This window comes from Kitasatospora terrestris (assembly GCF_039542905.1).
Lineage (GTDB): Bacteria > Actinomycetota > Actinomycetes > Streptomycetales > Streptomycetaceae > Kitasatospora > Kitasatospora terrestris.
Genome location: NZ_BAABIS010000001.1, coordinates 6,510,041 through 6,530,210 on the forward strand (window position 1 = coordinate 6,510,041; position 20,170 = coordinate 6,530,210).

Here is a 20,170-nt window from a genome sequence, read left to right on the forward strand (position 1 = left end):
GCTTGGCCACACTGCCGGACATGACGAACTCCCGAAAGGCCCATGGCGCGTAACGCGCCCGCCCGCGTCCGCGCGGGCCTCGGCCGCCGACCCCGTCCCCACGACCGCGGAACGCGCCGCGTGGTGCCCGGTCTGTCCGGCCCGGCACAGCGGCTGGTCGCCGCGGGCGAGGCGGCACTCGGCGAGCCGCCCGGCGCCCTGGCCGCCGCCGTCGCCGGCTGGCGCGCCGAGGCCCACCGGCGCGGCCGGCCGGCGCTCGGGCCGCCCTGCCCCTGCTGCGAGGCCGACCACGGCCGCCCGCTGATCGAACGGATGCTGCACGCGCTGCCCCGGCGCGCCGCCCGCGAACTGCGCGCGGTGGTCGCCCCGCTCGACGAGGCCTACCGGGCCTCCCGCGTGCGCCGCGGCGACGAGTTCTGGTTCCTGGACGGTCCTCAGGGCTGGTAGGGGAGTTGGGGGACGTCGAAGCAGGTGGTGGTCATGTCCGGCACCTGGGTGAGCCAGCCGCCGCGGCCGTCGAAGGCGGCGTCCTGCCAGCGGGCGGCGTTGAGGCAGGCCCGGGTCGGGCCGGTCGGGCGGGGCTCGGGGGTGAACGAGGCGGGGACGATCAGGCCGTGCGCGTCGTACGGCTGCGGCCGGTCCATGAACCGCCCCACGCAGTCGCGGGTCAGTTCGCGGCCGCACGAGTCCATCGCGTCGGTCAGCCACTGGGCCGCCGCCCATCCCTCCAACTCCCAGGCGGAGAGCAGTGGTTCGCGGTCCGGGTAGTAACGGGCCATCGCCTCCCGGAACTCCTTCACGGCGGGCTGCCCGACGTCCTCGTAGTTGCGCGAGGAGGAGGTCGCCCACAGGGAGTTCCGGCAGTCGGGCGAGTCCCGGTAGGCGGTGCGCGCGGTCGCGGACCAGTTCTGCACGTTGGTCACCTTGGCGGTGAGCCGTACGTCCGCCGCGTCCAGTGCCTGGCAGAGCGCCGCGTTGCCCCGGGTGTCCATCGCGTCCAGCAGCAGCTCGGTGCCGTCGGCCTTCATCGCCGCGGCCACCGCCTGGAAGTTGGGGAGTGCCAGGTCGACGCTCTGGCTGAGCACCCGGAACCCCTCCGCCCGCAGGCCCTCCTCCAACTGCTTCGCGTAGCGCGCCGAATCGGCCTGGTTGTAGGAGACGACGGCCGCGCTGCGGGCCCCCAGCCGCTCCTTGAAGAAGCGGTACACCTCGGTCGACTGGTACAGCGTGCCGTTCCAGCCGACCGAACGGCCGTCGCGCGGCGCGCTGCTGCCGTAGATGCTGTAGAGGTGCGGCCAGCGGTCGTACGCCGTGCCGATCGGCTGCCCGCCGATGTCGGGCACGCCCTTGCCGCTGACGTACGGCGCGCCCGCGTAGTCCAGCACGCTGCCGGCCACCAGGGCGAAGACCTGCTCGCGGTCGATCAGTCGGTGCACGCAGTCCTGGTTGCCGATGCCGCTGCCGCCGTCGTCGCAGGTCACCACCTTCACGGTCCGTCCGTGCAGGCCGCCCCGGTCGTCGAGGGCCCGCAGGAAGGCCTGGGCTCCGTAGCGCGGACCCGAGAAGGTCTCGCTGCCGACCGGCGAGGTGAGCGAGGTGATGATGCCGATCCGGATCTCGCCCGCCGTCACGCCGGTGTCGGTGGACCCGCCGGACTGCGGGCTGCCCGGGGGCGCGGAGAAGTCGCTCTCGGGCAGCCGGCTGCCGCAACCCGCGAGGGCGAGCAGCACCCCGGCGAGGGCGGCCGCACGACGGCGCCGCCGTCCGACCGCCCTCGCCGGGCCGCTGCGACGGGTCAACTGCAGCCGGGGACGGCGGTGTTGCCGCTCTGTTGGACCAGGCCGCAGAGCGTCGACCGGGAGACCTTCCAGGCGCCGTTGTCCAGCACCGCCTGGCCGGTGGCGTCCGGCTGCACCACGTTGCCCTGGATCGAGAGCTGGTACGTCACGGTCGCCTCGGTCGCCGAGGTGAAGGCGACGTCGGTGACCTTCGCCTGCACCTGGCCGACCCGCGGGTCGGAGGCGAAGCCCTGCAGCACCGGGGCCAGCTGGTCGCCGCCCTGGAGCAGCGCCGCCTTGTCGTTCAGCGAGGTGTCCGGGCTGAAGAACTTCTCCCAGGTCGCGGTGATCTCCGCCTTCGCCGCCGCCGGGTCGGCCGGGGCGCTGCCGCTCGGCGAGGCGGCCGCGGTGCCGGAGGCCGGGGCCGAGGCGCTGGTCGCGGCGGCGGTGGGGGACGGGGAGGAGGAGGTGCTGCTGCCGCTGCTGCTGCACGCGGCGGCCAGCAGGACGGCCAGCACCGCACCGGTCAGCCGGACGGCGGCACCCTTCCGGGTCGGGCGGCCCGGTCGGCGGAGCCCGTCCGGGTAGGTGGGCGGGCCGGTCACGGGCCCGCGGGACTGATCACTGCGAGTGGTGGACATGCGTGGTCACCGCGTCTCTTCCCGACCGGTGGGCGTTCTGCCCCCGTGGCCCCGGTCGCTCGGTTGGTCTGGCTGATCGGCCGTGCTGCGGCGGTTCTGCGGCACGGCGAGTGAGACCATGAAGGACGATATGCGGGCGAATCGCAAGAGATACGACGAAACGGACGTGGCGGTCCCCGAGCAGGGCGGAGTGACGACCCATGAACCGCTTGCGGGAGGCACTGCGGCAGTCGCCCGGATGGTTCGTCCTGGCGGCGGGCGCGGTCCTGTGCGTCCTCGGCTGGTACGGCGTCTCCGGCGAACGGCTGGCCGCCCGTCAGCTGCCCTACCTCGCCTCCGCCACCGTCCCCGGCGCCGCGCTGCTGGTCGGCGGGGCGGTCCTGCTCGCCGCCCGGCTCCCCGGCCGCGGGGCCGCCGACCGGCGGATGGACCAGCTGTTCGCCCTGCTCGTCGGCGAGGCGTCGGCGGACGGCGAGAGCGCGGAGGCGGCCGGCGGGCCGCCGGTCGCGGTGCCCGACGGCACGCTCTACCACCGAGCCGACTGCCCGCTGGTGGCGGGGAAGGCGCACGCCCGGCCGGTCGACGCGGAGACGGTGGGGGAGCGGGGGCTAGGGGCGTGCCCGGTCTGCGAGCCGGCCGCGCCGGAGGCCGGCGGCGGTGCGGGGAACGGTGCGGGGGGCGGAGCGGGGGACGGCACTGCCGGCGGTGCGGCGGGTGGCGGGCCGGCCGGTGGCGGGCCGGCGGGTGGGGGTGGGGGCTGAGTGGGCGGCGGGCTGGGGCTGGCGTTCGATCTGGGGCTGGCCGGGCTCGCCATCGGCAGCGCGGCCGCGCTGAGCGGCGTCGGCCTGGTGGTCACCCACCGGGCGACCGGTGTGCTCAACCTCGCGCAGGGCGCGCAGGCGATGGCCACCGCGTACCTGCTGCGCGAACTGGTCGTCGTCCGGCACTGGCCGCTCGCGCTCGCCGCCGCGTTCTGCCTGCTGCTGGCCGCGCCCGCGTTCGGCGTCCTGCTCGACCTGGCGGTGTTCCGTCCGCTCCAGCGGCGGGGCGCCGGTCCCGCCGAGACGATGGTCGCGAGCATCGGCGTGTTCGTGCTGCTGATCGGCGCCGCCGTGCTGGTCTGGGGCACCGCGCCGTACGGCGACGCGCCCGCGCTGGTGCCCGGCACTCCGCTCGCCCACCCGTTCGGGCACGTGCTGCGGTTGGACACCGTCCTGCAGCTCGGCGCGGTGCTGGCCCTGGCGGCGGCCGTCGGCCTGGTCGGGCGGTACACCCGGTTCGGGCTGCGGCTGCGGGCGGTCGTCGACAACCGGGGCCTCGCCCGGCTGACCGGCGTCGACGCCGACCGGATCTCCTCCGCCGGGTGGGCGTTCGGCTCCTTCGCCGCCGGACTGGTCGGCGTCCTGCTGGCGCCGTCCCTGCTGCTCGACCCGTACGGGCTGCCGCTGCTGGTGATGGAGACGATGGCCGTCGCCGTGGCCGCCCGGCTGCGCTCGCTGCCGGGCGCCGTCGCCACCGGCCTGGTGCTCGGCGTCGCCCAGAGCGAACTCCTCCGGCTCCGCCCCGCCGGGCAGCTGCTGCCGCTCGCCCAGGCGCTGCAGGCCAACCTGTTCGTGGTCGCGCTGCTGGTCGCCGCCCTGCTGCCGTGGGCCCGCGGCACCGACGACACCGGGCTCGCCCTCGGCCCGGGCCGGGCCGGCGACCGGCGCGGGGCGGCGGTGGTGCGGACCGTGTGCGCGGTGCTGGTGCTCCTCCCGCTCGGCTTCCGCGCCGACGACCTGCGGCACGCGCTGCTGGTGCCCGCCCTCGCCCTGGTCCTGCTGTCGATCGTGGTCGTCACCGGCTACGGCGGGCAGATCTCGCTCGGGCAGGCCGGGTACGCGGGGCTCGGGGCGCTCGGCACCGCCCTGCTGATGTCGGGAAAGGTCCCCGGCCTCCCGCCGATGGCCGCCCCCGCCGCCCTGCTGCTCGCGGTCGCCGTGACCGTGCCGCTCGGCCTGCTCACCGGCTGGCCGGCCATCCGGCGCCGGGGCCTGGCCCTCGCCCTGGTCACCTTCGCGGTCGGCACGGCCCTCAGCCGGCTGGTGTTCGACCAGCCGTACGCCACGACCGGACTCCTCGTCGCCCGGGACGGCCTGCCACGCGGCGACCGGGGCTTCTACGCCGTCGAACTGCTGCTGCTCGCCGCCGGCCTGCTGCTCGTCCGCAACCTGCACCGGGGCTCGCTCGGACGGGCCCTCGCCGCGATGCGCGACCAGCAGGCGGGCGCCTCCGCCGCCGGCGTCGACGTGCCCCGGCTGAAACTCCTGGTCTTCATGGCCGGCGCCGGCCTCGCCGCGCTCGGCGGCGGGCTGATGGCGCTCGGCGGGCAGGCCTTCGACCCCGCCGCCTTCGACCCGGTGCAGGGCCTGCTCTGGTTCGCCACCGTGGTCGTCGCCGGCGCGGACAGCGCGGTCGGCGCGGTCCTCGCCGCCGCCCTGCTGGTCGGCCTCGACGCGGGCACCGCGGCCGGCATCTCCGCGGTGGTGGTCGGCGCGCTCGCCACCGCCATCGGACGGCTGCCGGGCGGGCTCGCCGGCGTCGCCGCCCGGTGGGGCTCCCGCACCCGGCCGGTGGCGGTCCGGCTGACACCGCTCGGACGGCGGGTCCGCGACCGGCTCCGCGACCGGGGCGGTGCGGGCGGTCAGGGCCGGGACCGGGGCGGTGCGGGCGGCCAGGGCCGGGACCGGGCCGTCGGGAGGGCGCGATGACCGGCGCGGGCGGGCTGGCGGCCCACGGGGTGGTGCGGCGGTACGGCGGCATCACCGCCGTTGACGGGGTCGACCTCGCCGCGCCGCCCGGCCGGGTCACCGCGCTGATCGGGCCGAACGGCGCGGGCAAGAGCACCCTCTTCGACTGCCTGGCCGGCACCGTCCGGCCCGACGCGGGCCGGGTGCTGCTCGCCGGACGGGACGTCACCGCACTGCCCGACCACGCCCGCGCCCGGCTCGGGCTGCTGCGGACCTTCCAGCAGATCGCCGCGTTCCAGAGCCTCACCGTGGCCGAGAACGTCCGGATCGGGGCCGAACAGGTCCACGGAGGACTCGCGCGCGGCCTGCTCGGGCTGCCGCCGGGGGAGGGACGGCAGCGGACGGTACAGGAGAACACCGAGCGGGCGCTGCGCCTCCTCGACCTGCGGCCGGTCCGGGACTGGCCCGCCGACCGGCTGCCGACCGGCGCGCTGCGCCTGCTCGAACTCGCTCGGGCCCTCGCCGCCGCCCCGCACGTCCTGCTCCTGGACGAGCCGGCCGCCGGCCTCGACCAGGCGCAGACGGCGCGGCTCACCGGCGTCCTGCGCGCCCTGGCGGCCGAGGGCACCGCGCTGCTCGTCGTCGAGCACGACGTCGATCTGGTGGCCGAACTCGCCGACACCGTCTACGTGATGGCCGCCGGCAAGGTGGTCGCGCACGGCCCGGCCGCACGGGTCCTGGCCGACCCGGAGGTGGCGGCGGCATGGGGCGCGGCATGACCGGCCGGCGGACGGGCGGGGCCGCGGAGCGGGGGGCGGTCCGGTGAGCGTCGAGGTGGAGCTGCGCGGGGTGCGGGTGCGGTACGGGCTGCTGGAGGCGCTGCACGGGGTCGACCTGGCGTGCCCGGCCGGGGCGGTCACCGTCCTGGTCGGACGGAACGGGGCGGGGCGGACCACCGCGTTGCGGGCGATGGCGGGACTGGTGCGGCCGACCGCCGGGCAGGTGCGGTGGCGGGGCCGGGACGTCGGCGGGCTCGACGCGTACCGGCGCGCGCGCGAGGGGATCGCGTTCGTGCCCGCGGAGCGCGCGGTCTTCGGCGCGCTGACGGTGGCGGAGAACCTGCGGCTCGGCGCGGACGGCGGCCCGGCCCGGCCGGCCTTCCCCGAACTGACCGCGCTGCTCGGCCGGCGCGCCGGGGAGCTGTCCGGCGGACAGCAGCAACTGGTGGCGCTGGGACGGGCCTTGGCCGCCGACCCGGGCCTGCTCCTGCTGGACGAGCCGGGGCGCGGCCTGGCACCCGCGGTGGTGGCCCGACTGCACGCGATGCTGCGGGAGTCGGCGGAGCGGGGCCGCACGGTCGTGCTCGCCGAACAGACCGTCCCGCGGACGCTGGGCCGCGCGGGCTTCGTCCACGTGCTGCGCCGCGGCCGGGTCGCGGTCAGCGGCGAACTCGGCGAACTGCGCGACTGGGAAGGCTAGTCCGGGGCCGGGCAACGTCGCTGCTCCGTCGCTGCTCCCGCGGCGGGCGCGGCGGCGCGAGTGCCCGGCCTGCCGCCGTGGCGGCGGGGCGAGCGCGGGAACGGGGGCGGGGAGGGCGCCGGTGGGCTCGCCGAGCTTCGCCGCGGCGGACGGGGCACCGCAAGAGCCATGGGCGGGGGGCGGGTTGGTCGGGAGGTGGCCGCCATGGCCGGGGCCGGGCCCGGCCGCCCAGGTCTCGGGTGCCGGGGCTGCGTGCCGGACGGTTGCTGCAGTGGGCGAGGTCGTCTGCCGCTGCGGGACCGGTCGCGGGCAGCTGCCGAGGTGGCGGTGGCCGTGCTCGGGGCCGCGTGCTGCGCGGTTGTTGTCGTGGGCGGGGCCGGCCGTCGGCGTGGGGCCGGTCCGGTCGTGGGTCAGCCGCCGAGGTGGCGGTTGCGGTGGGCGCGGGCGGCGAGGAGGGCGGGAGTGGGGAGGGCGGTGAGTTCGCCGAGGGCGGCGGCGACGGCGGTGCCGAGGCGGGCGGGGAAGGTGTCGGCGGGGTCCTCGGCGACGATCCGGTCGACCAGGCCGGCCGCGGCGAGGTCGTGGGCGCGGATGCCCTGGGCGCGGGCGAGTTCCGGGGCGTGGGCGCCGTCCCGGTGGACGATCGCGGACGCGCCCTCGGGCGGCAGCGGGGCGAGCCAGGCGTGCTCCGCGGCCAGGACGCGGTCCGCGGGGAGCAGGGCGAGCGCGCCGCCGCCGGAGCCCTGGCCGAGCAGGACGGCGAGGACGGGGGTGTGCAGCGCGGTGAGCGCGTGCAGGCAGTGCGCGATCTCGACGGCGACGCCGTCCAGTTCGGCGCGGACGGAGAGTTCGGCGCCGGTGGTGTCGACGACGGTGAGCAGCGGAAGCCCGAGCTCACCGGCGGTCTGCGCGAGGCGGCGCACCGCGCGCAGGTCGGCAGCGGTGAACGGGCGGGCCGGGCCGCCGGGGGCCTGGCGCTGCTGGCCGACGGCGAGCAGCCGGTGGCCGCCGATCACGGCGAGGCCGTGCACCAGCGCGCCGCTCCCGCCGAGCGGCAGGAACTCCTCCGCGGCGAGGGCGAGGAACTCGCGGGCGCCGATCCGGTCGGTGCGGCGGGTGCGCAGGACGGACTCCCACGCGTCGCCGCCGTTCGGCTCCTCGTCCGGTTCGGCCGCGGCGGGAGCGGAGGGGGCGGGAGCGGAGGGGGCGGGAGCGGAGGAGGCGGGAGTGGTGGGGGCGAGGACGGTGAGCGCGCGGCGCAGCACGTCCCGCAGGTCGGCGGGGGCGACGGTGGCGTCGATCAGTTCGCGGGCGAGCAGGGTGTCGGGCCGCTGGATGTCCGGCGGCAGCGGTTCGCCGCGCAGCTGCTCGTACACCCGCGGGCCGAGGAAGCCGAGCCGGGCGCCCGGCTCGGCGAGGACCAGGTGGCCGAGGGTGCCCCAGGAGGCGAACACCCCGCCCATGGTGGGGTTGCGCAGGTAGGTGAGGTACGGCAGCCCGGCCGCCCGGTGGGCGTGGACGGCGGCGGTGACCCGGAGCATGCACAGGAAGGCGGCGGCACCCTCCTGCATCCGGGTGCCGCCGGAGACGGGGAGGGCGATCAGCGGGAGGCGTTCGGCGGTGGCCCGCTCGACGGCGCGGGTGATGCGTTCGGCGGTGGCGACGCCGATCGAGCCCCCGAGGAAGTCGAACTCGGAGACGATCAGGGCGACCGGCCGGCCTGCGAGGGTGGCGCGGCCGGTGGTGACGGCCTCGTCCAGGCCGGTGCGTTCGCAGGCGCGGGCGAGCGAGGCGCGGTAGCGCGGGTCGGCGGGCGGCGGGCCGAGGGGTTCGTCCCAGCCGGTCAGCGAGCCCGGGTCGGCGATCAGGTCGATGAGCTGACGTGCCGTCACCGTCGTCCTCCGTCGGGCGCTGGGCTGTGGCGGCGGCCGCCGCGCGCGTCGAGCCTACGGGCCGGTCGGCGGGCCGGGGCGGGGCGCCGCCGAGTGTGAGCACGATCACCGGGGGCACGGCCGCGGAAGGCGCGCTCTTTATTGGTATACAAGATGCCGATTAGCTAGGGTGTTCGGTGTGAGGCTGACCAAGAGCACCGACATCGCGCTGCGCATCGCCATGCGCCTCGCGGTGCTGGGCGACGGCGAGCAGCCGACCACCCGCGAGGTGGCCGACGCCGTCGCCGTGCCGTACAACCACGCGGCGAAGGTGGTCAGCCGGCTCCAACACCTGGGTGTGGTCGAGGCCCGGCGAGGTCGCGGCGGTGGGCTGGCGCTCACCCCCGTCGGTCGGACCGGCTCGATCGGGCGGCTGGTCCGCGAGCTGGAGGGGGTGGGTGACGTGGTCGGCTGCGAGGACGACCCGCCCTGTCCGCTGCGCTCCGCCTGTCGGCTGCGCGGGGTGCTGCGCCAGGCCCAGGAGGCGTTCTACGCGGCGCTGGATCCGTACACGGTGGACGACCTGGTCGGTCCACCCACCGGTCCGGTGCTGCTGGCCCTGACCGTGGGGCCCGGGCAGGACTGAGCGCGCCCGCGCGGTGCGGGTGCGCTTCCTTACGGCTTTTAATACGCATCTTGTATGCGAGTTTGGAGATCCGATGCTGTCCCCGAAGGCTGCCGAGACCGTCCGGGCCACCCTGCCCGCCGTGGGCGGAGCGATCGGCGAGATCACGCCGCTGTTCTACGACAAGCTCTTCGCCGCCCACCCGGAGCTGCTGCGCGACCTCTTCAACCGGGGCAACCAGGCCAACGGCACCCAGCGGCAGGCGCTCGCTGGGTCGATCGCCGCGTTCGCCACCGCGCTGGTCGAGCACCCCGACGTCCGGCCGGACGCGATGCTCGCGCGGATCGCCCACAAGCACGCCTCGCTCGGCGTCACCGCCGCGCAGTACCGGGTCGTCCACACGCACCTGTTCGCGGCGATCGTGGAGGTGCTCGGCGACGCCGTCACCCCCGAGGTCGCGGCCGCCTGGGACGAGGTCTACTGGCTGATGGCCAACGCGCTGATCGCCATCGAGAAGCGCCTGTACGAGGAGGCCGGGGCAGCCGACGGGAACTCCTGGCGCGAGTACCGGGTCCGCTCGCGGCAGACCGAGACGGCCGAGGTCGCCGCCTTCGCGGTGCAGCCGGCGGACGGCGGCCCGGTGCCCGCCTTCCGGCCCGGCCAGTACGTCTCGGTGCAGGTCGAACTCGCCGACGGGGCACGGCAGATACGCCAGTACAGCCTGGTCGGCGGGGACGAGGGCGCGCTGCGCTTCGCGGTCAAGCGGGTCGACGGCGAGCCGGCCGGTGAGGTCTCCCGGCACCTGCACACCGAGGTCCGCGAGGGCGACCTGCTGCGGATCAGCGCGCCCTTCGGCGACGTGCAGCTGGACTCCGCCGAGCGCCCGGTCGTCCTGGTGTCGGCCGGTATCGGGTGCACGCCGATGATCGGCATGCTCGCCGACCTCGCCGCACGCGGCTCCGAGCGCCGGGTGATCGCGGTCCACGGCGACCGCGACCCGGCCTCGCACGCCTTCCGGGCCGAACTGGAGCAGTACACCGGCAAGCTCGCCGCCGGTGAGTCGCACGTCTGGTACGAGCAGCCCGCCGACGACCGGCCCGCCGAGCGGACCGGGTTCGTCGACCTGGCGGCGCTGGACCTGCCCACCGACGCGACGGCCTACCTCTGCGGGCCGCTGCCGTTCCTGCGCGCCGCCCGCGCCCAGCTGGTCGAGGCCGGCCTGAACCCGGCCGACATCCACTACGAGGTCTTCGGCCCCGACCTCTGGCTCGGCGCGTAGGCGTCGATCCACCGCCTCACAGGGCGGCGGCGATGGCGTCCCACAGGGCGATCCGGGCGCGCAGGGCGGTGCGGACGGTCTCGGCGCACTCCTCCCAGCGGGCCCGGTCGTCGCCGCAGAGGTCGATCAGCATCTGCATCGCCATCGGGGTGTGCTGCTCGCCGTCGACCTCGATGTGCCGGGCCAGGTAGTCCTTGAAGACGCCCAGCCGGCCCGCCGCGTCGTCGATCCGGACGACCTGCTCGAACATCTCCGGAATCAGGTCCTCGCGGCCGAAGGCGAACGCGGCGGCCTGGCAGTGCACCGGGGCGTGCTCGATGATGTCGAAGGTGACCGCGGCGAAGTCGGCCGAGGCCTGCGGGATCCCGGCCTCCTTCGCGGCCCGGGCCACCGGGTTCCCCGCGCGCAGCAGGTCGAGGAAGGCGGTCACCGCGGCGGTGTCGGCGCCCGAGCGGGCCATGCCGTCCAGGTAGAGCTCGAAGTGGCTGATCCAGCCCTCGCCGAGTTCGTCGCTCTCCTCGACCAGCACGATCTCGTTGATCAGCCGGCGGCTGGCGGTGGGGCCGTCGGGCAGCCAGGGCAGCGAGACGCAGGTGAGCCGCTGCTGGAGGCACTTGAGCAGGGACATGAAGTCCCAGACCGCGTAGACGTGGTGCTCCTGGAAGGTCCGCACCTGCTCCAGGCCGTCCAGCAGGTGGTAGACGGGGTGGCCGACCACCTCGCGGCGGACCGGCTCGATCGCTTCGCGCAGCGCGGTCAGGCCGGGGTGGGTGCGGTCCCAGTGGTAACGGTCGGTGGCCATGAGGTTCTCCAAGGCGGTTGGGGGAAGCGCTACTTCACTGCGGTGAGGACCGCTTCGCGCAGGGCGTCGCGGGAGGGCTGCAGGGCGCGGTCCAGGGCGGGGGCGAACGGGAGGACCGTGCCGTCCGGGCGGGTGACGCGCAGCGGGGGCGCCGACAGCCGGCCGGACTCGGCGGCGGTGGCGAGGAGTTCGGCGGCGAGGCCGCTGGTGCGGTTGGAGTCGTCGGCGACCACCAGGCGGCCGGTGCGGGCCAGTGAGGCGGTCAGCGCGGCCCGGTCGAGCGGGTAGAGGGTGCGGGGGTCGAGCACCTCGACGGAGATCTCGGGCGCCAGCTCCTCGGCGACGGCGAGCGCGTCGTGGACGAGGTGGCCGACGGCGACCAGGGTGACGTCGGTGCCGGGCCGGTGCACGCGGGCGCGGCCGATCGGGACGGGGACGAGCGGGGCGGTCACGTCCTCGCGGACGGCGAGCGCGCCGGCCGGCGCGAAGAGGACCACCGGGTCGTCGTCGCGGATGGCGGAGGCGAGCAGTCCGTACGCGTCGCCGGGCGTGGCGGGCACCAGGGTCTTCATGCCGATGTGCGCGAACAGGCTGTACGGGTGGTCGGAGTGCTGGCCGGCCCAGCCGGAGCGGGAGCCGGAGCCGGGGACCACCACGGTCAGCGGGACGCGCGCCTGGCCGCCGGTCATCAGGGAGAACTTGTGCGCCTGGTTCGCGAGTTGTTCGAGAACCAGGTAGAGCAGGGAGGGGATCTGGAGCTCGATCACCGGACGCATGCCGACCAGCGCGGCGCCGATCGCGGCGGAGGTGAACGCCTGCTCCGAGAGCGGGGTGTCGACCACCCGGTCGGCGCCGAAGCGCTGCTGCAGGCCGAGGGTGAGCCCGGCGAGGCCCGCGCCGACGTCCTCGCCGAGGACGCACACCGCGGGATCGTCGGCGAGCGCGTCGGCCAGCGCCCGGTTGAGTGCCTTGGGGTAGCTGAGCAGGGTCATCCGGCCGTCCCCTCCAGGGCGGTGGCGTACAGGTGGTCGGCGGCGCCGGCCGGATCGGGGTGCGGTCCGGCGAGCGCGAACTCCGCCGCCTCCTCCAGCAGCCGGGCCGCCTCGGCGTCGAGGGCGGCGGCGTCCGGCAGGGCGGCCGCCGCGGCGGTGAGCGGGTCGCGGGCGCGCCAGGCGGCGACCTCCTCGGCGCTGCGGTAGGCGAGCTTGAAGCGCCGTTCCATGGTGTGGTGGGCCTCGTAGCGGTAGGTGAGGCACTCCAGGAAGGAGGGCCCGCCGCCGGTGCGGGCCCGCTCCACGGCTTCCTCGGCCGCCCGGCGGACGGCCTCGACGTCCATGCCGTCCACCGTGACGGCGGGGATGCCGAACGCCGCCGCCCGGCCGACCGCGCTGCCGCCGACCCCGGCGGAGGCCGGCAGGGTGGTGGCGTAGCCGTTGTTCTCGCAGACGAACACGGCGGGCGCCCGCCAGATCGAGGCGAGGTTCAGCGACTCCAGCAGGACGCCCTGGTTGAGCGCGCCGTCCCCGAAGAAGGAGACGGCGACCCGCGGTTCGCCGAGCCGCACCGAGGCCCAGGCGGCGCCGACGGCGATCGGCGCACCCGCGCCGACCATGCCGTTGGCGCCGAGGATGCCGAGCGCGAGGTCGGCGGCGTGCATCGATCCGCCCCGGCCGCGGTTCAACCCGTTGGTGCGGCCCGCGAGTTCGGCGAGCAGCCGGCCCGGGTCGGCGCCCTTGGCGAGGACGTGCCCGTGGCCGCGGTGGGTGGAGGTGATCCGGTCGGCCGGGTCGAGGGCGGCGCACACGCCGACCGCGACCGCCTCCTGCCCGATGTACGGGTGGGTGCCGCCGACGACGTGGCCGGCGCGCACCCACTCCAGGGCCAGCTCCTCGAAGCCGCGGATCAGCCGCATGGTGCGGTACCGCCCGGCCGGGTCGGCGAGGTGGGGCAGGGTCACGGCCGGTCCTGCCACAGCACCGGGCAGAACTCCGGGTCCGCGTAGTCGGGCCGGCCGTCGTCGGTGCGCCGGACCACCGCGTCGTGGTTGTACGCGACCTCGCTGCCGTCCGGGCGCAGGTAGCGGCGGTACCGGTTGGACCCGTCCTGGAGGTGGAGCGAGACGGCCCGGCGGGGGAGGGCGGAGCGGTTGGGGCCGCTGCCGTGGTAGGTGCGGCAGTGGTGGAAGCTGACGTGCCCGCGGGGGATCTCGACCGGCACGGTGCGCACCTCGGCGCCGTTGAACTCGGCGTTCTCGCGCAGCAGCCGTTCGAGCTCGCCGCGGTCGCGGCGGGCGAAGTGCCGGGTGGAGTCGTCGCCGCCGGGGCGCTCCTCCCAGCGGTGGCTGCCGTCGACCATGGTGATGGTGCCCATCTCCTCGCCGCAGTCGTGGAACGGCAGGAAGGCGGTGAGCATCCGCTGCGAGGTGGAGGTCTGCCAGTAGTGCTTGTCGAAGTGCCAGGGCACCACGTTGCTGGGCTCGTCGGCGACCGGCGGCTTGAGGATCAGGGTGGACTGGAAGAGCCGGATCTCCTCGGCCTGGGCGAGCCGGGCGGCGACCGCGCCGAGCAGCGGTTTGCGCAGGATCCGGCCGATCTCGGCGTGCTCGTAGTGCACGTAGTCGTTGTGGCGCTGGACCGGGCCGTCGGCGGGGGTCCAGGAGGCCAGGTTCGCGGGCCGGCCGGGGAGTTCGCGGTCGCGCTCGCCGCGGTAGTAGCGCTCGGTGGCGGCCTGCAGCAGGTCCAGCTCCTCGTCGCCGAACAGCCGCTGCGAGAGGTACCAGCCGTGCTCGGCGTAGAACAGCACGTCCCGGTCGGTGGGGAGCAGCTCGCGCTCGGCGTCGGTGAGGTGGAAGGCCTCGGTGGCGGTGACGGTCATGGCGGGGTCCTCTCAGCCTTCCTGGCCGGCGCGCTCGCGCTCGACCGCCTCGTACAGGGCCTTGATGTTGGCGGAGCCGAAGGTGCCGGCTCCGCGCCGCTCGACCAGTTCGAGGAAGAGGGTGCGGCGCGGGTGGGTGGAGCGGGTGAAGATCTGGAACAGCTCGCCGCCGTGGTCGCGGTCGACCAGCACGTGGTGGGCGCGCAGCTCCTCGACGGGGATGGCGGTCGGGCCCAGCCGGGCGGCGAGCCGGTCGTAGTAGGCGCCGGGGGTGGTGAGGAACACCACGCCGCGGTCGGCGAGTTCGCGAACGGCGGCGGTGATCGAGCGGGTGCCGTACGCGAGGTGCTGGACGCCGGCACCGCCGTGCGCCTCCAGGAAGCCGTCGATCTGGCCGGGGCTGCGGCGGACGTCCGGCTCCAGCAGGGTCAGGGTGACCGAGCCGTCGGGGCTCTGCACCACGGCGGAGTCCATCGCCTGGTCGCCGACCTCGATGTACTCGGCGTAGACCTCGGCGAGGCCGAGGCCCTCGCGGGCGAACCGGACGGCCGGGCCGAGGGTGCCGGCGGGCACGCACAGGGCGAGGTGGTCGAGCTCGAACAGCGGCCCCTCGGCGGCGGGTTCGCCGTCGGGCAGCAGGTCGTCGGCGGCGGTGAAGCGCAGCGCGAGGTCGCCGAGGGCACCCAGCACGGTGTGCTCGTCGAGCTCCACCGCGCCGGCCGCGACGGCGCGTTCGACGGACGCGGCCGGGTCGGCGCTGCGCAGCACGAGCACGGCCACGCCGTCGCCGTGCCGGCGGACCCAGTCGGCTACCGGGTGCTCCGGGTCGACGGCGGAGGTGATCAGGTGCCGCACGGCGCCCTGGTGGGCGATCACCTGCGCCGTGCCGGGGCGGACGGCGGCGGGTGCGGTCAGGGTGAAGCCGAGGTGGTCGTGCAGCCCGGTGGCGTACTTGTGGGCGTCCTCGACGTGGAGTTCGACATGGGCGAGGCCCTGCACGGTGGTCATGGGGTGGCTGCTCCGAGGGGCGGGGCCGGGATGCTCGGCGGGCCGAACACCAGGCTGAGGTTGTGGCCGCCGAAGGCGAAGGAGTTGGAGAGGGCCGCGCCCACCGGTCGGTGGGCGGCGGCGCCGCGGACGTGCCGCAGGCCGTGGGCGGGGTCGGGGTCGTCCAGGTTGAGCGTGGCGGGCAGCACGCCGTGCGCGACGGCGAGCGCGCAGAACGCGGCCTCGACCGCGCCGGCGGCGCCGAGCAGGTGGCCGGTGGCGCCCTTGGTGGAGCTGACCGGCGGGCCGTCCGGGCCGAACACGGCGGTCAGCGCGGCGGCCTCGGCGGTGTCGCCGAGCCTGGTGCCGGTGCCGTGCGCGTTGACGTAGCCGACGTCGGCCGGGGAGAGGCCGGCCGAGCGCAGCGCGGTGCGCATCGCGGCGGCCGCGCCGGCGCCGTCGGGCCGGGGCATGGTGGCGTGGTGGGCGTCGGTCGAGGCGCCCCAGCCGGTCAGGTCGGCCCAGCCGGTGGCGCCGCGGGCCCGGGCGTGGTCGGCCCGCTCCAGCACCAGGACGCCCGCGCCCTCACCGAGCACGAAGCCGTTGCGGCGCCGGTCGAAGGGTCGGGAAGCCTGCGCCGGGTCGTCCCAACCGGAGGCCAGCGCGCGGGAGTTGTCGAAGGCTGCGGCGATCGTCGGGTGCAGCGGGGATTCGCTGCCGCCGCACACCACCACGTCGGCCTCACCACCGCGGATCAGCCGCAACCCTTCGGCCACGGCCTGCGCGCCGGCCGCGCAGGCGGTGATCACCGCCGAGCTGTAGCCGCGGATGCCGTGCGCGATGGCGATCCGGGCGGCCGCCATGTTGGAGAGCATCCCGGGGAGCAGGTACGGGCTGACCGCGGGCCGGCCGCGCTCCTGCCGGCGCCGGGCGTGCTCCTCGAAGGTCTCCAGGCCGCCGCCGCCGGTGGCGAGCACCACGGCGACCCGCTCGGGGTCGGCGTCGGTGCCGACGACCAGCTTCGCGTCGGCCAGCGCGTCCGCGGCGGCGGCGAGCGCCAGCAGTACGAAGCGGTCCACGCAGCGGGTCTCGGTGGCCGGCAGCACCTCGGTTGCGGGCACGTCGGGGGCGATGCCCGCGGCGGTGAGCCAGCCGGCCGCCGGATGGCCCCCGGGCGGCACGGCCAGGCCGGACGCGCCGGCCGTCAGCGCGGCGAACACCTCGTGCGCGCCGCGGCCGAGCGGGCTCACCAGGCCGATCCCGGTGACGACGGCGTTCATCGCGCGCCCGCGCGGTCGAGGTGGCGACGGCGGAGCAGCACCTTGCGGACCTTGCCGGTCGGGCCGAGCGGGATCTCCTCGTCCGGCACCGCGACCACCTGCCGGACCACGGCGGCCACGTGCGGCTCCAGCGCGGCCCGCACCTCGGCGGTGCGGTCGAGCCCCGGGTCGGCGCCCGCGGCCAGTTGCAGCAGCACGTCGGCGACCACGGCCTCGCCGTCGCGGTAGGCGACCACGGTGCAGTCCAGCACCTCGGCGCAGGCGGCGAGGACCCGCTCCTCGGAGGCGGCGGTGTGCAGCCGGCCGGCGTCGCCGAGGTCCACGGTGTCCACGGCGCGGTCCACGTGGAAGTAGTAGCCGTCCTCGTCGCGGTACATCAGGTCGCCGGTGAGGAAGCGGCCGCGCAGCCGGGTGCGGTACGTCGTGACCGAGTCGTTCCAGTAGCCGAGCGCCAGCGTCGGCGAGGCGGTGGCGAGCTCGCCGACCTCGCCGGGGCCGAGCTCGGTGCCGTCGGGGGCGACCACGGCGCAGTCCACGAAGGAGTGCGGCCGGCCGACGCAGCGGCCGTAGCGCCCGGTGCCCGCCGAGTGGCTGATGAAGAAGTGCGAGTGGCCCATCTCGGTGGAGCCGAGCCCGTCCACGAACACCGAACCGGGGGTGCGCACCCGGCCCTCGCGGGTGACGGTCTCCCGGCTGCCGACCGCGATCAGCCGGCGGATGTGCGCCTCGTGCGCGCAGTCGCCGGTGTTCCACCACAGCGCGACCGACTCCAGGTCGCGGGCGGCCAGGTCGTGCCGGGCCAGGTCGGCCCAGGTGGTGGCGAAGCCGTACACGCTCTGCGGCTTCCAGCGCTCCACCGCGTCCAGCACGGTGGCGCCGGACTGGCCGGAGAGGACCAGCAGGCGGGAGTCGAGGCTGAGCGCGAGGTTGACCGCGATCAGGGTGGCGGCGTGCGGTGCGGGCAGCGCGCTGAGCATCCGGTCCACGCCCTGCGGGCGGGGCAGCGCGAGCCGGTGGCGGATCGCCGCGTACAGGCTGTCGTGCGAGTGGACCACGGCCTTGGGCAGGCCGGTGGTGCCGGAGGAGTGGGTGATCGCCACCGGGTCGCCCGACCAGTGCCGGTACGGCGCCGGGGCGGCCCCGGGGTCGCCGGCGCCGAGCGCGGCGGGCTCGGCGAGCAGCGGGGTGCCGGTGTCGCGGTCGGCCACCGCCTCGGCATGCGGCTTGTCGGCCAGCAGGCCGGTGGCGCGCAGGCGTTGCAGGTAGGCGGTGGTGGTGTCGGCGTCCAGCAGTGGGTTGAGCAGGGCCGGGATCGCGCCGAGCCGGGCCAGGGCCAGGAAGGACAGCACCTGGTCGGCCGCGTCGAAGGACTGGACGGCGACCGGGTCGCGGCGGCGCACCCCGAGCCCGTGCAGGGCGGCGGCCCGGGCGCGGACCGCGGTGTCGAGTTGACGGACCGTCAGGGCTGTCCAGGCGGGGTGGCCGTCGACCGGGGTGTCGAAGGTGAGCGCCGGAGTGTCGAGGCCCAGGGCCCGTTCGGCGCGGGTGGTGAGGACGTTGCCGGCGCCGACCGCGGGGTCGGCGGCCAGCAGGGCGCGCAGGTTGGGTGTGCTCATGGTTCCCGTTCTGTTCGTGGTGCGGGAGCCGCCGGGGCTTGTCGGACAGGCCCTGGGGCAAGCAGGGCAGCGGTGGCGCGGTCGGGCGGGCCCTGGTGGGCGGTGACGGCCAGGACCTGCTCGGCCTCGCCGTCGTCGATCAGCAGCCGGGCCTGGTCGTGGAGGTGCCGCTCCTCCTCGAAACCGGGCCCGAGGGCCACCACCGGGCCGTCCAGGCCCCAGCGGGCGGCCAGGTGGCCGAGCACCGCGTTGGGGTTGGACTGGTAGAACAGCAGCGGGGGCACCCGGCCGCCCGCCGCCACCGCCTCGGCGAGCGCGTCGGCGGTGGCCAGGTCGCCGCCGGTGCTGGCGAGCAGCAGCGCGGTGCGCGGCGCGGCCGCGGCCGGCGGGTGGCCGTAGCGGGCCCGCAGGCAGCGGTCGGCGGTCTCCGCGACCAGCGGGCTGAAGCTGGAGGCGGCGAACCCGGCGATCCTCGGCAGGGTGTCGCCGGGGCCCTCGGGCCAGCGCGCCCGGGCCAGCACGCGCAGCCCGGCGGACGCCCCGGCGTCGTCCGGGGGCGGGTCGGTGGGGCTCACGCGGCGGCCACCAGCAGCGCCGTGTTGGCGCCGCCGAACGCCGCGTTGACGCTCAGCGCGTAGCGCGCCCGGTGCGGGCGCGGCGCGTCGAGCACCAGGTCGAGCGGGCAGTCGGGGTCGGGCCCCAGCCAGCCCGCGTTGACCGGCAGCCGGCCGCGCTGCAGGACGCCGACGGTGACGGCGAGTTCGAGCAGGGCGGAGGCCTCCAGGGCGTGGCCGTGGACGGACTTGGTGGAGCTGACCGGCGGCCCGGAGGGGCCGAAGACCGTGCCGAGCGCGGCGGCCTCGGCCCGGTCGCCGAGCTCGGAGCCGGCGCCGTTGGCGTTCACCCAGCCGACCTCGGACGCGGCCGCGCCGGCCCGGTCGAGCGCGGTGCGCACCGCCCGGGCCAGGCCCGCGCCGTCCGGCCGGGGCCGGCAGACGTGGTAGGCGTCGCCGGACCGCCCCCACCCGGCCAACCGGGCCAGCGGCGGCCGCGCGGGGCGGGCCTCCAGCAGGACGGCCACCACCGCGTCGCCCAGCAGCATGCCGCGCCGCCCCCGGCTGAACGGGCGGAGCGCGCCGTCGGTGGCCAGGGCCCGGCCGGCGTCGAACACCGCGAAGGTGTCCGGCTCGACCAGGTACCCGGCGGCCACCACGGCGCTGTCGATCCGGCCGCCCGCGATCAGTGCCGCGGCGTCCGCGACCGCCGTGCTGGCTGCCACGCACGCCCCGGTGTAGACCCGGGTGGCGCGTCCGGTCCGGGCGGCGACCTCGGCCGCCAGCGGTCCGGTGCGGCGGTCGGCGTGCAGGGCGAGCAGCAGGGGGGCGTCCGCCGGGGCGCCGGTCTCGGCGACCACCTCGGCGAGCCGGTCGGCCAGCCGCGGGGCGTCCGGCGCGGTGGCGGCGACCGTGGTGCGGCGGCCGGCCACCGGGAAGCGGGTCACCTCGGCGAAGGCCGGGCGTCCGGCCTCCACCGCCTCGGCGAGCGCCGTGCCGCGGGAGCCGAACGCCGAGCGGACACCCAGGCCGGTGATCAGGACGGGTCGGCCGGACGTCATGGCGCGGCGGCCCCCGGGGCGAGCACCTCGCGGAGCACGGCGACCGCGTCGTCCACGGTCCGGATCCGGGCGAACTGCTCGTCGTCGAGGTCGATTCGAAGGCCGTAGTGCTGCTCGGCCTCGGCGATCAGCCAGGTCAGTTCGAGTGAGCCGACCACCTCGTCGACCTGCTCGGGGGCGCGGTCGCCGTAGCGGGCCAGCATGGCCAGCACCTCGGGCCGGCCGAGCGGCGCACGGCTGTCCGCCGGCAGTGCGTCGGTGGTCATCCGGCGCTGCCCACGGCGGACTTGGCGATCCGGCCGGCCACCTCGGCGGCGAACTCGTCGATGGTCATCAGCGCGGTGGACTCCATGTCGTCCAGTTCGAAGCGGACCCCGAACTCCTCCTCCACCTGGACGGCCAGGTCGGCCAGCGCCAGCGACTCCAGGTCGAGGCCGGCCGGGCCGAGGTCGGTCTCGCCGGTGGCCTCGGAGACGTCGTAGTTCATCGCCGCCAGGGCGGACAGCACGAAGGTGCGGATCTCTTGCTGCATCGGTGCGCTCCAGGTGCGGAGTTGGGGTGTTCGGGCAGGGCTCGGCCACGCGGGCGGGGGTC

Annotated in this window: 20 protein-coding genes and 1 pseudogene; 7 read left to right on the forward strand and 14 right to left on the reverse strand. The window is 76.4% G+C overall.

Features of this window, described 5'->3' with window-relative positions; all coding sequences use genetic code 11:
• Window positions 1-120: 120 nt before the first annotated feature.
• Window positions 121-447, forward strand: coding sequence for a hypothetical protein (locus ABEB06_RS29865; protein WP_345700008.1), 327 nt, complete (start codon window positions 121-123; stop codon window positions 445-447).
• On the opposite strand, the gene ABEB06_RS29870 is transcribed toward ABEB06_RS29865, so the two are convergent.
• Both ABEB06_RS29870 and ABEB06_RS29875 read right to left on the reverse strand, forming a co-directional pair.
• Window positions 435-1,799, reverse strand: a complete 1,365-nt coding sequence (locus ABEB06_RS29870) for an ABC transporter substrate-binding protein (RefSeq protein WP_345700009.1) — start codon at window positions 1,797-1,799, stop codon at window positions 435-437. The genes ABEB06_RS29865 and ABEB06_RS29870 overlap by 13 nt on opposite strands.
• Entirely contained in the window at window positions 1,796-2,419 is a 624-nt protein-coding gene (locus ABEB06_RS29875; protein ID WP_345700010.1) for an MTB12 C-terminal domain-containing protein, read from the reverse strand. Before ABEB06_RS29875 ends, ABEB06_RS29870 begins: the two co-directional genes overlap by 4 nt.
• 200 nt (window positions 2,420-2,619) lie before the next feature.
• On the opposite strand from ABEB06_RS29875, the pseudogene ABEB06_RS29880 reads away from it, so the two are divergent.
• The 4 genes and pseudogenes from ABEB06_RS29880 to ABEB06_RS29895 form a co-directional block, all read left to right on the forward strand.
• Window positions 2,620-3,057: pseudogene (locus ABEB06_RS29880) on the forward strand (hypothetical protein); the annotation flags it as partial.
• A gap of 123 nt (window positions 3,058-3,180) precedes the next feature.
• Window positions 3,181-5,169, forward strand: coding sequence for a branched-chain amino acid ABC transporter permease (locus ABEB06_RS29885; protein ID WP_345700011.1), 1,989 nt, complete (start codon window positions 3,181-3,183; stop codon window positions 5,167-5,169).
• On the forward strand, window positions 5,166-5,927 hold the full coding sequence (locus ABEB06_RS29890; protein WP_345700012.1) for an ABC transporter ATP-binding protein: 762 nt from the start codon (window positions 5,166-5,168) through the stop codon (window positions 5,925-5,927). Before ABEB06_RS29885 ends, ABEB06_RS29890 begins: the two co-directional genes overlap by 4 nt.
• Window positions 5,928-5,970: 43 nt before the next feature.
• Window positions 5,971-6,627: an ABC transporter ATP-binding protein gene (locus ABEB06_RS29895; RefSeq protein WP_345700013.1), complete on the forward strand. Its 657-nt coding sequence runs from the start codon at window positions 5,971-5,973 to the stop codon at window positions 6,625-6,627.
• A gap of 410 nt (window positions 6,628-7,037) precedes the next feature.
• Here the strand turns inward: ABEB06_RS29895 and ABEB06_RS29900 are convergent, their stop codons facing one another.
• Entirely contained in the window at window positions 7,038-8,519 is a 1,482-nt protein-coding gene (locus ABEB06_RS29900) for a carboxyl transferase domain-containing protein (RefSeq protein ID WP_345700014.1), read from the reverse strand.
• Window positions 8,520-8,697: 178 nt separating this feature from the next.
• Between ABEB06_RS29900 and ABEB06_RS29905 the strand changes: the two genes are divergently transcribed.
• Together ABEB06_RS29905 and ABEB06_RS29910 are read left to right on the forward strand one after the other, a co-directional pair.
• Window positions 8,698-9,144 carry an RrF2 family transcriptional regulator gene (locus tag ABEB06_RS29905; protein WP_345700015.1) on the forward strand — a complete coding sequence of 149 codons (447 nt, stop codon included), beginning with the start codon at window positions 8,698-8,700 and terminating at the stop codon, window positions 9,142-9,144.
• 73 nt (window positions 9,145-9,217) lie between these two features.
• The gene (locus ABEB06_RS29910) at window positions 9,218-10,402 is read left to right on the forward strand and encodes a globin domain-containing protein (protein ID WP_345700016.1); all 1,185 of its coding nucleotides are present in this window, start codon (window positions 9,218-9,220) and stop codon (window positions 10,400-10,402) included.
• Between the two features lie 16 nt (window positions 10,403-10,418).
• On the opposite strand, the gene ABEB06_RS29915 is transcribed toward ABEB06_RS29910, so the two are convergent.
• From ABEB06_RS29915 to ABEB06_RS29965, 11 genes are read right to left on the reverse strand one after another with little or no spacing between them, the layout of a single operon-like run.
• Window positions 10,419-11,204, reverse strand: a complete 786-nt coding sequence (locus ABEB06_RS29915) for a DUF3050 domain-containing protein (protein ID WP_345700017.1) — start codon at window positions 11,202-11,204, stop codon at window positions 10,419-10,421.
• A 29-nt stretch (window positions 11,205-11,233) separates the two neighbouring features.
• Window positions 11,234-12,196 carry an alpha-ketoacid dehydrogenase subunit beta gene (locus tag ABEB06_RS29920; RefSeq protein ID WP_345700018.1) on the reverse strand — a complete coding sequence of 321 codons (963 nt, stop codon included), beginning with the start codon at window positions 12,194-12,196 and terminating at the stop codon, window positions 11,234-11,236.
• On the reverse strand, window positions 12,193-13,161 hold the full coding sequence (locus tag ABEB06_RS29925) for a thiamine pyrophosphate-dependent dehydrogenase E1 component subunit alpha (protein ID WP_345700019.1): 969 nt from the start codon (window positions 13,159-13,161) through the stop codon (window positions 12,193-12,195). Before ABEB06_RS29925 ends, ABEB06_RS29920 begins: the two co-directional genes overlap by 4 nt.
• Entirely contained in the window at window positions 13,158-14,078 is a 921-nt protein-coding gene (locus ABEB06_RS29930; protein WP_345700020.1) for a phytanoyl-CoA dioxygenase family protein, read from the reverse strand. The genes ABEB06_RS29925 and ABEB06_RS29930 overlap by 4 nt, the downstream gene beginning before the upstream one ends.
• Window positions 14,079-14,090: 12 nt before the next feature.
• Entirely contained in the window at window positions 14,091-15,086 is a 996-nt protein-coding gene (locus ABEB06_RS29935; protein ID WP_345700021.1) for a VOC family protein, read from the reverse strand.
• Window positions 15,083-16,345, reverse strand: coding sequence for a beta-ketoacyl-[acyl-carrier-protein] synthase family protein (locus tag ABEB06_RS29940; RefSeq protein ID WP_345700022.1), 1,263 nt, complete (start codon window positions 16,343-16,345; stop codon window positions 15,083-15,085). Before ABEB06_RS29940 ends, ABEB06_RS29935 begins: the two co-directional genes overlap by 4 nt.
• Entirely contained in the window at window positions 16,342-17,961 is a 1,620-nt protein-coding gene (locus ABEB06_RS29945; RefSeq protein ID WP_345700023.1) for a class I adenylate-forming enzyme family protein, read from the reverse strand. The genes ABEB06_RS29940 and ABEB06_RS29945 overlap by 4 nt, the downstream gene beginning before the upstream one ends.
• Complete coding sequence (locus ABEB06_RS29950) at window positions 17,958-18,536, reverse strand: hypothetical protein (RefSeq protein WP_345700024.1); 579 nt, start codon at window positions 18,534-18,536, stop codon at window positions 17,958-17,960. The genes ABEB06_RS29945 and ABEB06_RS29950 overlap by 4 nt, the downstream gene beginning before the upstream one ends.
• Complete coding sequence (locus ABEB06_RS29955) at window positions 18,533-19,576, reverse strand: beta-ketoacyl synthase N-terminal-like domain-containing protein (RefSeq protein ID WP_345700025.1); 1,044 nt, start codon at window positions 19,574-19,576, stop codon at window positions 18,533-18,535. Before ABEB06_RS29955 ends, ABEB06_RS29950 begins: the two co-directional genes overlap by 4 nt.
• Window positions 19,573-19,842 carry an acyl carrier protein gene (locus ABEB06_RS29960; RefSeq protein WP_345700026.1) on the reverse strand — a complete coding sequence of 90 codons (270 nt, stop codon included), beginning with the start codon at window positions 19,840-19,842 and terminating at the stop codon, window positions 19,573-19,575. Before ABEB06_RS29960 ends, ABEB06_RS29955 begins: the two co-directional genes overlap by 4 nt.
• Window positions 19,839-20,108, reverse strand: coding sequence for an acyl carrier protein (locus ABEB06_RS29965; RefSeq protein WP_345700027.1), 270 nt, complete (start codon window positions 20,106-20,108; stop codon window positions 19,839-19,841). Before ABEB06_RS29965 ends, ABEB06_RS29960 begins: the two co-directional genes overlap by 4 nt.
• Between the last annotated feature and the right edge of the window lie 62 nt (window positions 20,109-20,170).

Coding starts and splice junctions, on each gene's coding strand:
- ABEB06_RS29940 (WP_345700022.1), bottom strand. CDS start 16,345: ATGAACGCCGTCGTCACCGGGATCGGCCTGGTGAGCCCGCTCGGCCGC.
- ABEB06_RS29955 (WP_345700025.1), bottom strand. CDS start 19,576: ATGACGTCCGGCCGACCCGTCCTGATCACCGGCCTGGGTGTCCGCTCG.
- ABEB06_RS29910 (WP_345700016.1), top strand. CDS start 9,218: ATGCTGTCCCCGAAGGCTGCCGAGACCGTCCGGGCCACCCTGCCCGCC.
- ABEB06_RS29915 (WP_345700017.1), bottom strand. CDS start 11,204: ATGGCCACCGACCGTTACCACTGGGACCGCACCCACCCCGGCCTGACC.
- ABEB06_RS29890 (WP_345700012.1), top strand. CDS start 5,166: ATGACCGGCGCGGGCGGGCTGGCGGCCCACGGGGTGGTGCGGCGGTAC.
- ABEB06_RS29960 (WP_345700026.1), bottom strand. CDS start 19,842: ATGACCACCGACGCACTGCCGGCGGACAGCCGTGCGCCGCTCGGCCGG.
- ABEB06_RS29930 (WP_345700020.1), bottom strand. CDS start 14,078: ATGACCGTCACCGCCACCGAGGCCTTCCACCTCACCGACGCCGAGCGC.
- ABEB06_RS29920 (WP_345700018.1), bottom strand. CDS start 12,196: ATGACCCTGCTCAGCTACCCCAAGGCACTCAACCGGGCGCTGGCCGAC.
- ABEB06_RS29935 (WP_345700021.1), bottom strand. CDS start 15,086: ATGACCACCGTGCAGGGCCTCGCCCATGTCGAACTCCACGTCGAGGAC.
- ABEB06_RS29875 (WP_345700010.1), bottom strand. CDS start 2,419: ATGTCCACCACTCGCAGTGATCAGTCCCGCGGGCCCGTGACCGGCCCG.
- ABEB06_RS29965 (WP_345700027.1), bottom strand. CDS start 20,108: ATGCAGCAAGAGATCCGCACCTTCGTGCTGTCCGCCCTGGCGGCGATG.
- ABEB06_RS29945 (WP_345700023.1), bottom strand. CDS start 17,961: ATGAGCACACCCAACCTGCGCGCCCTGCTGGCCGCCGACCCCGCGGTC.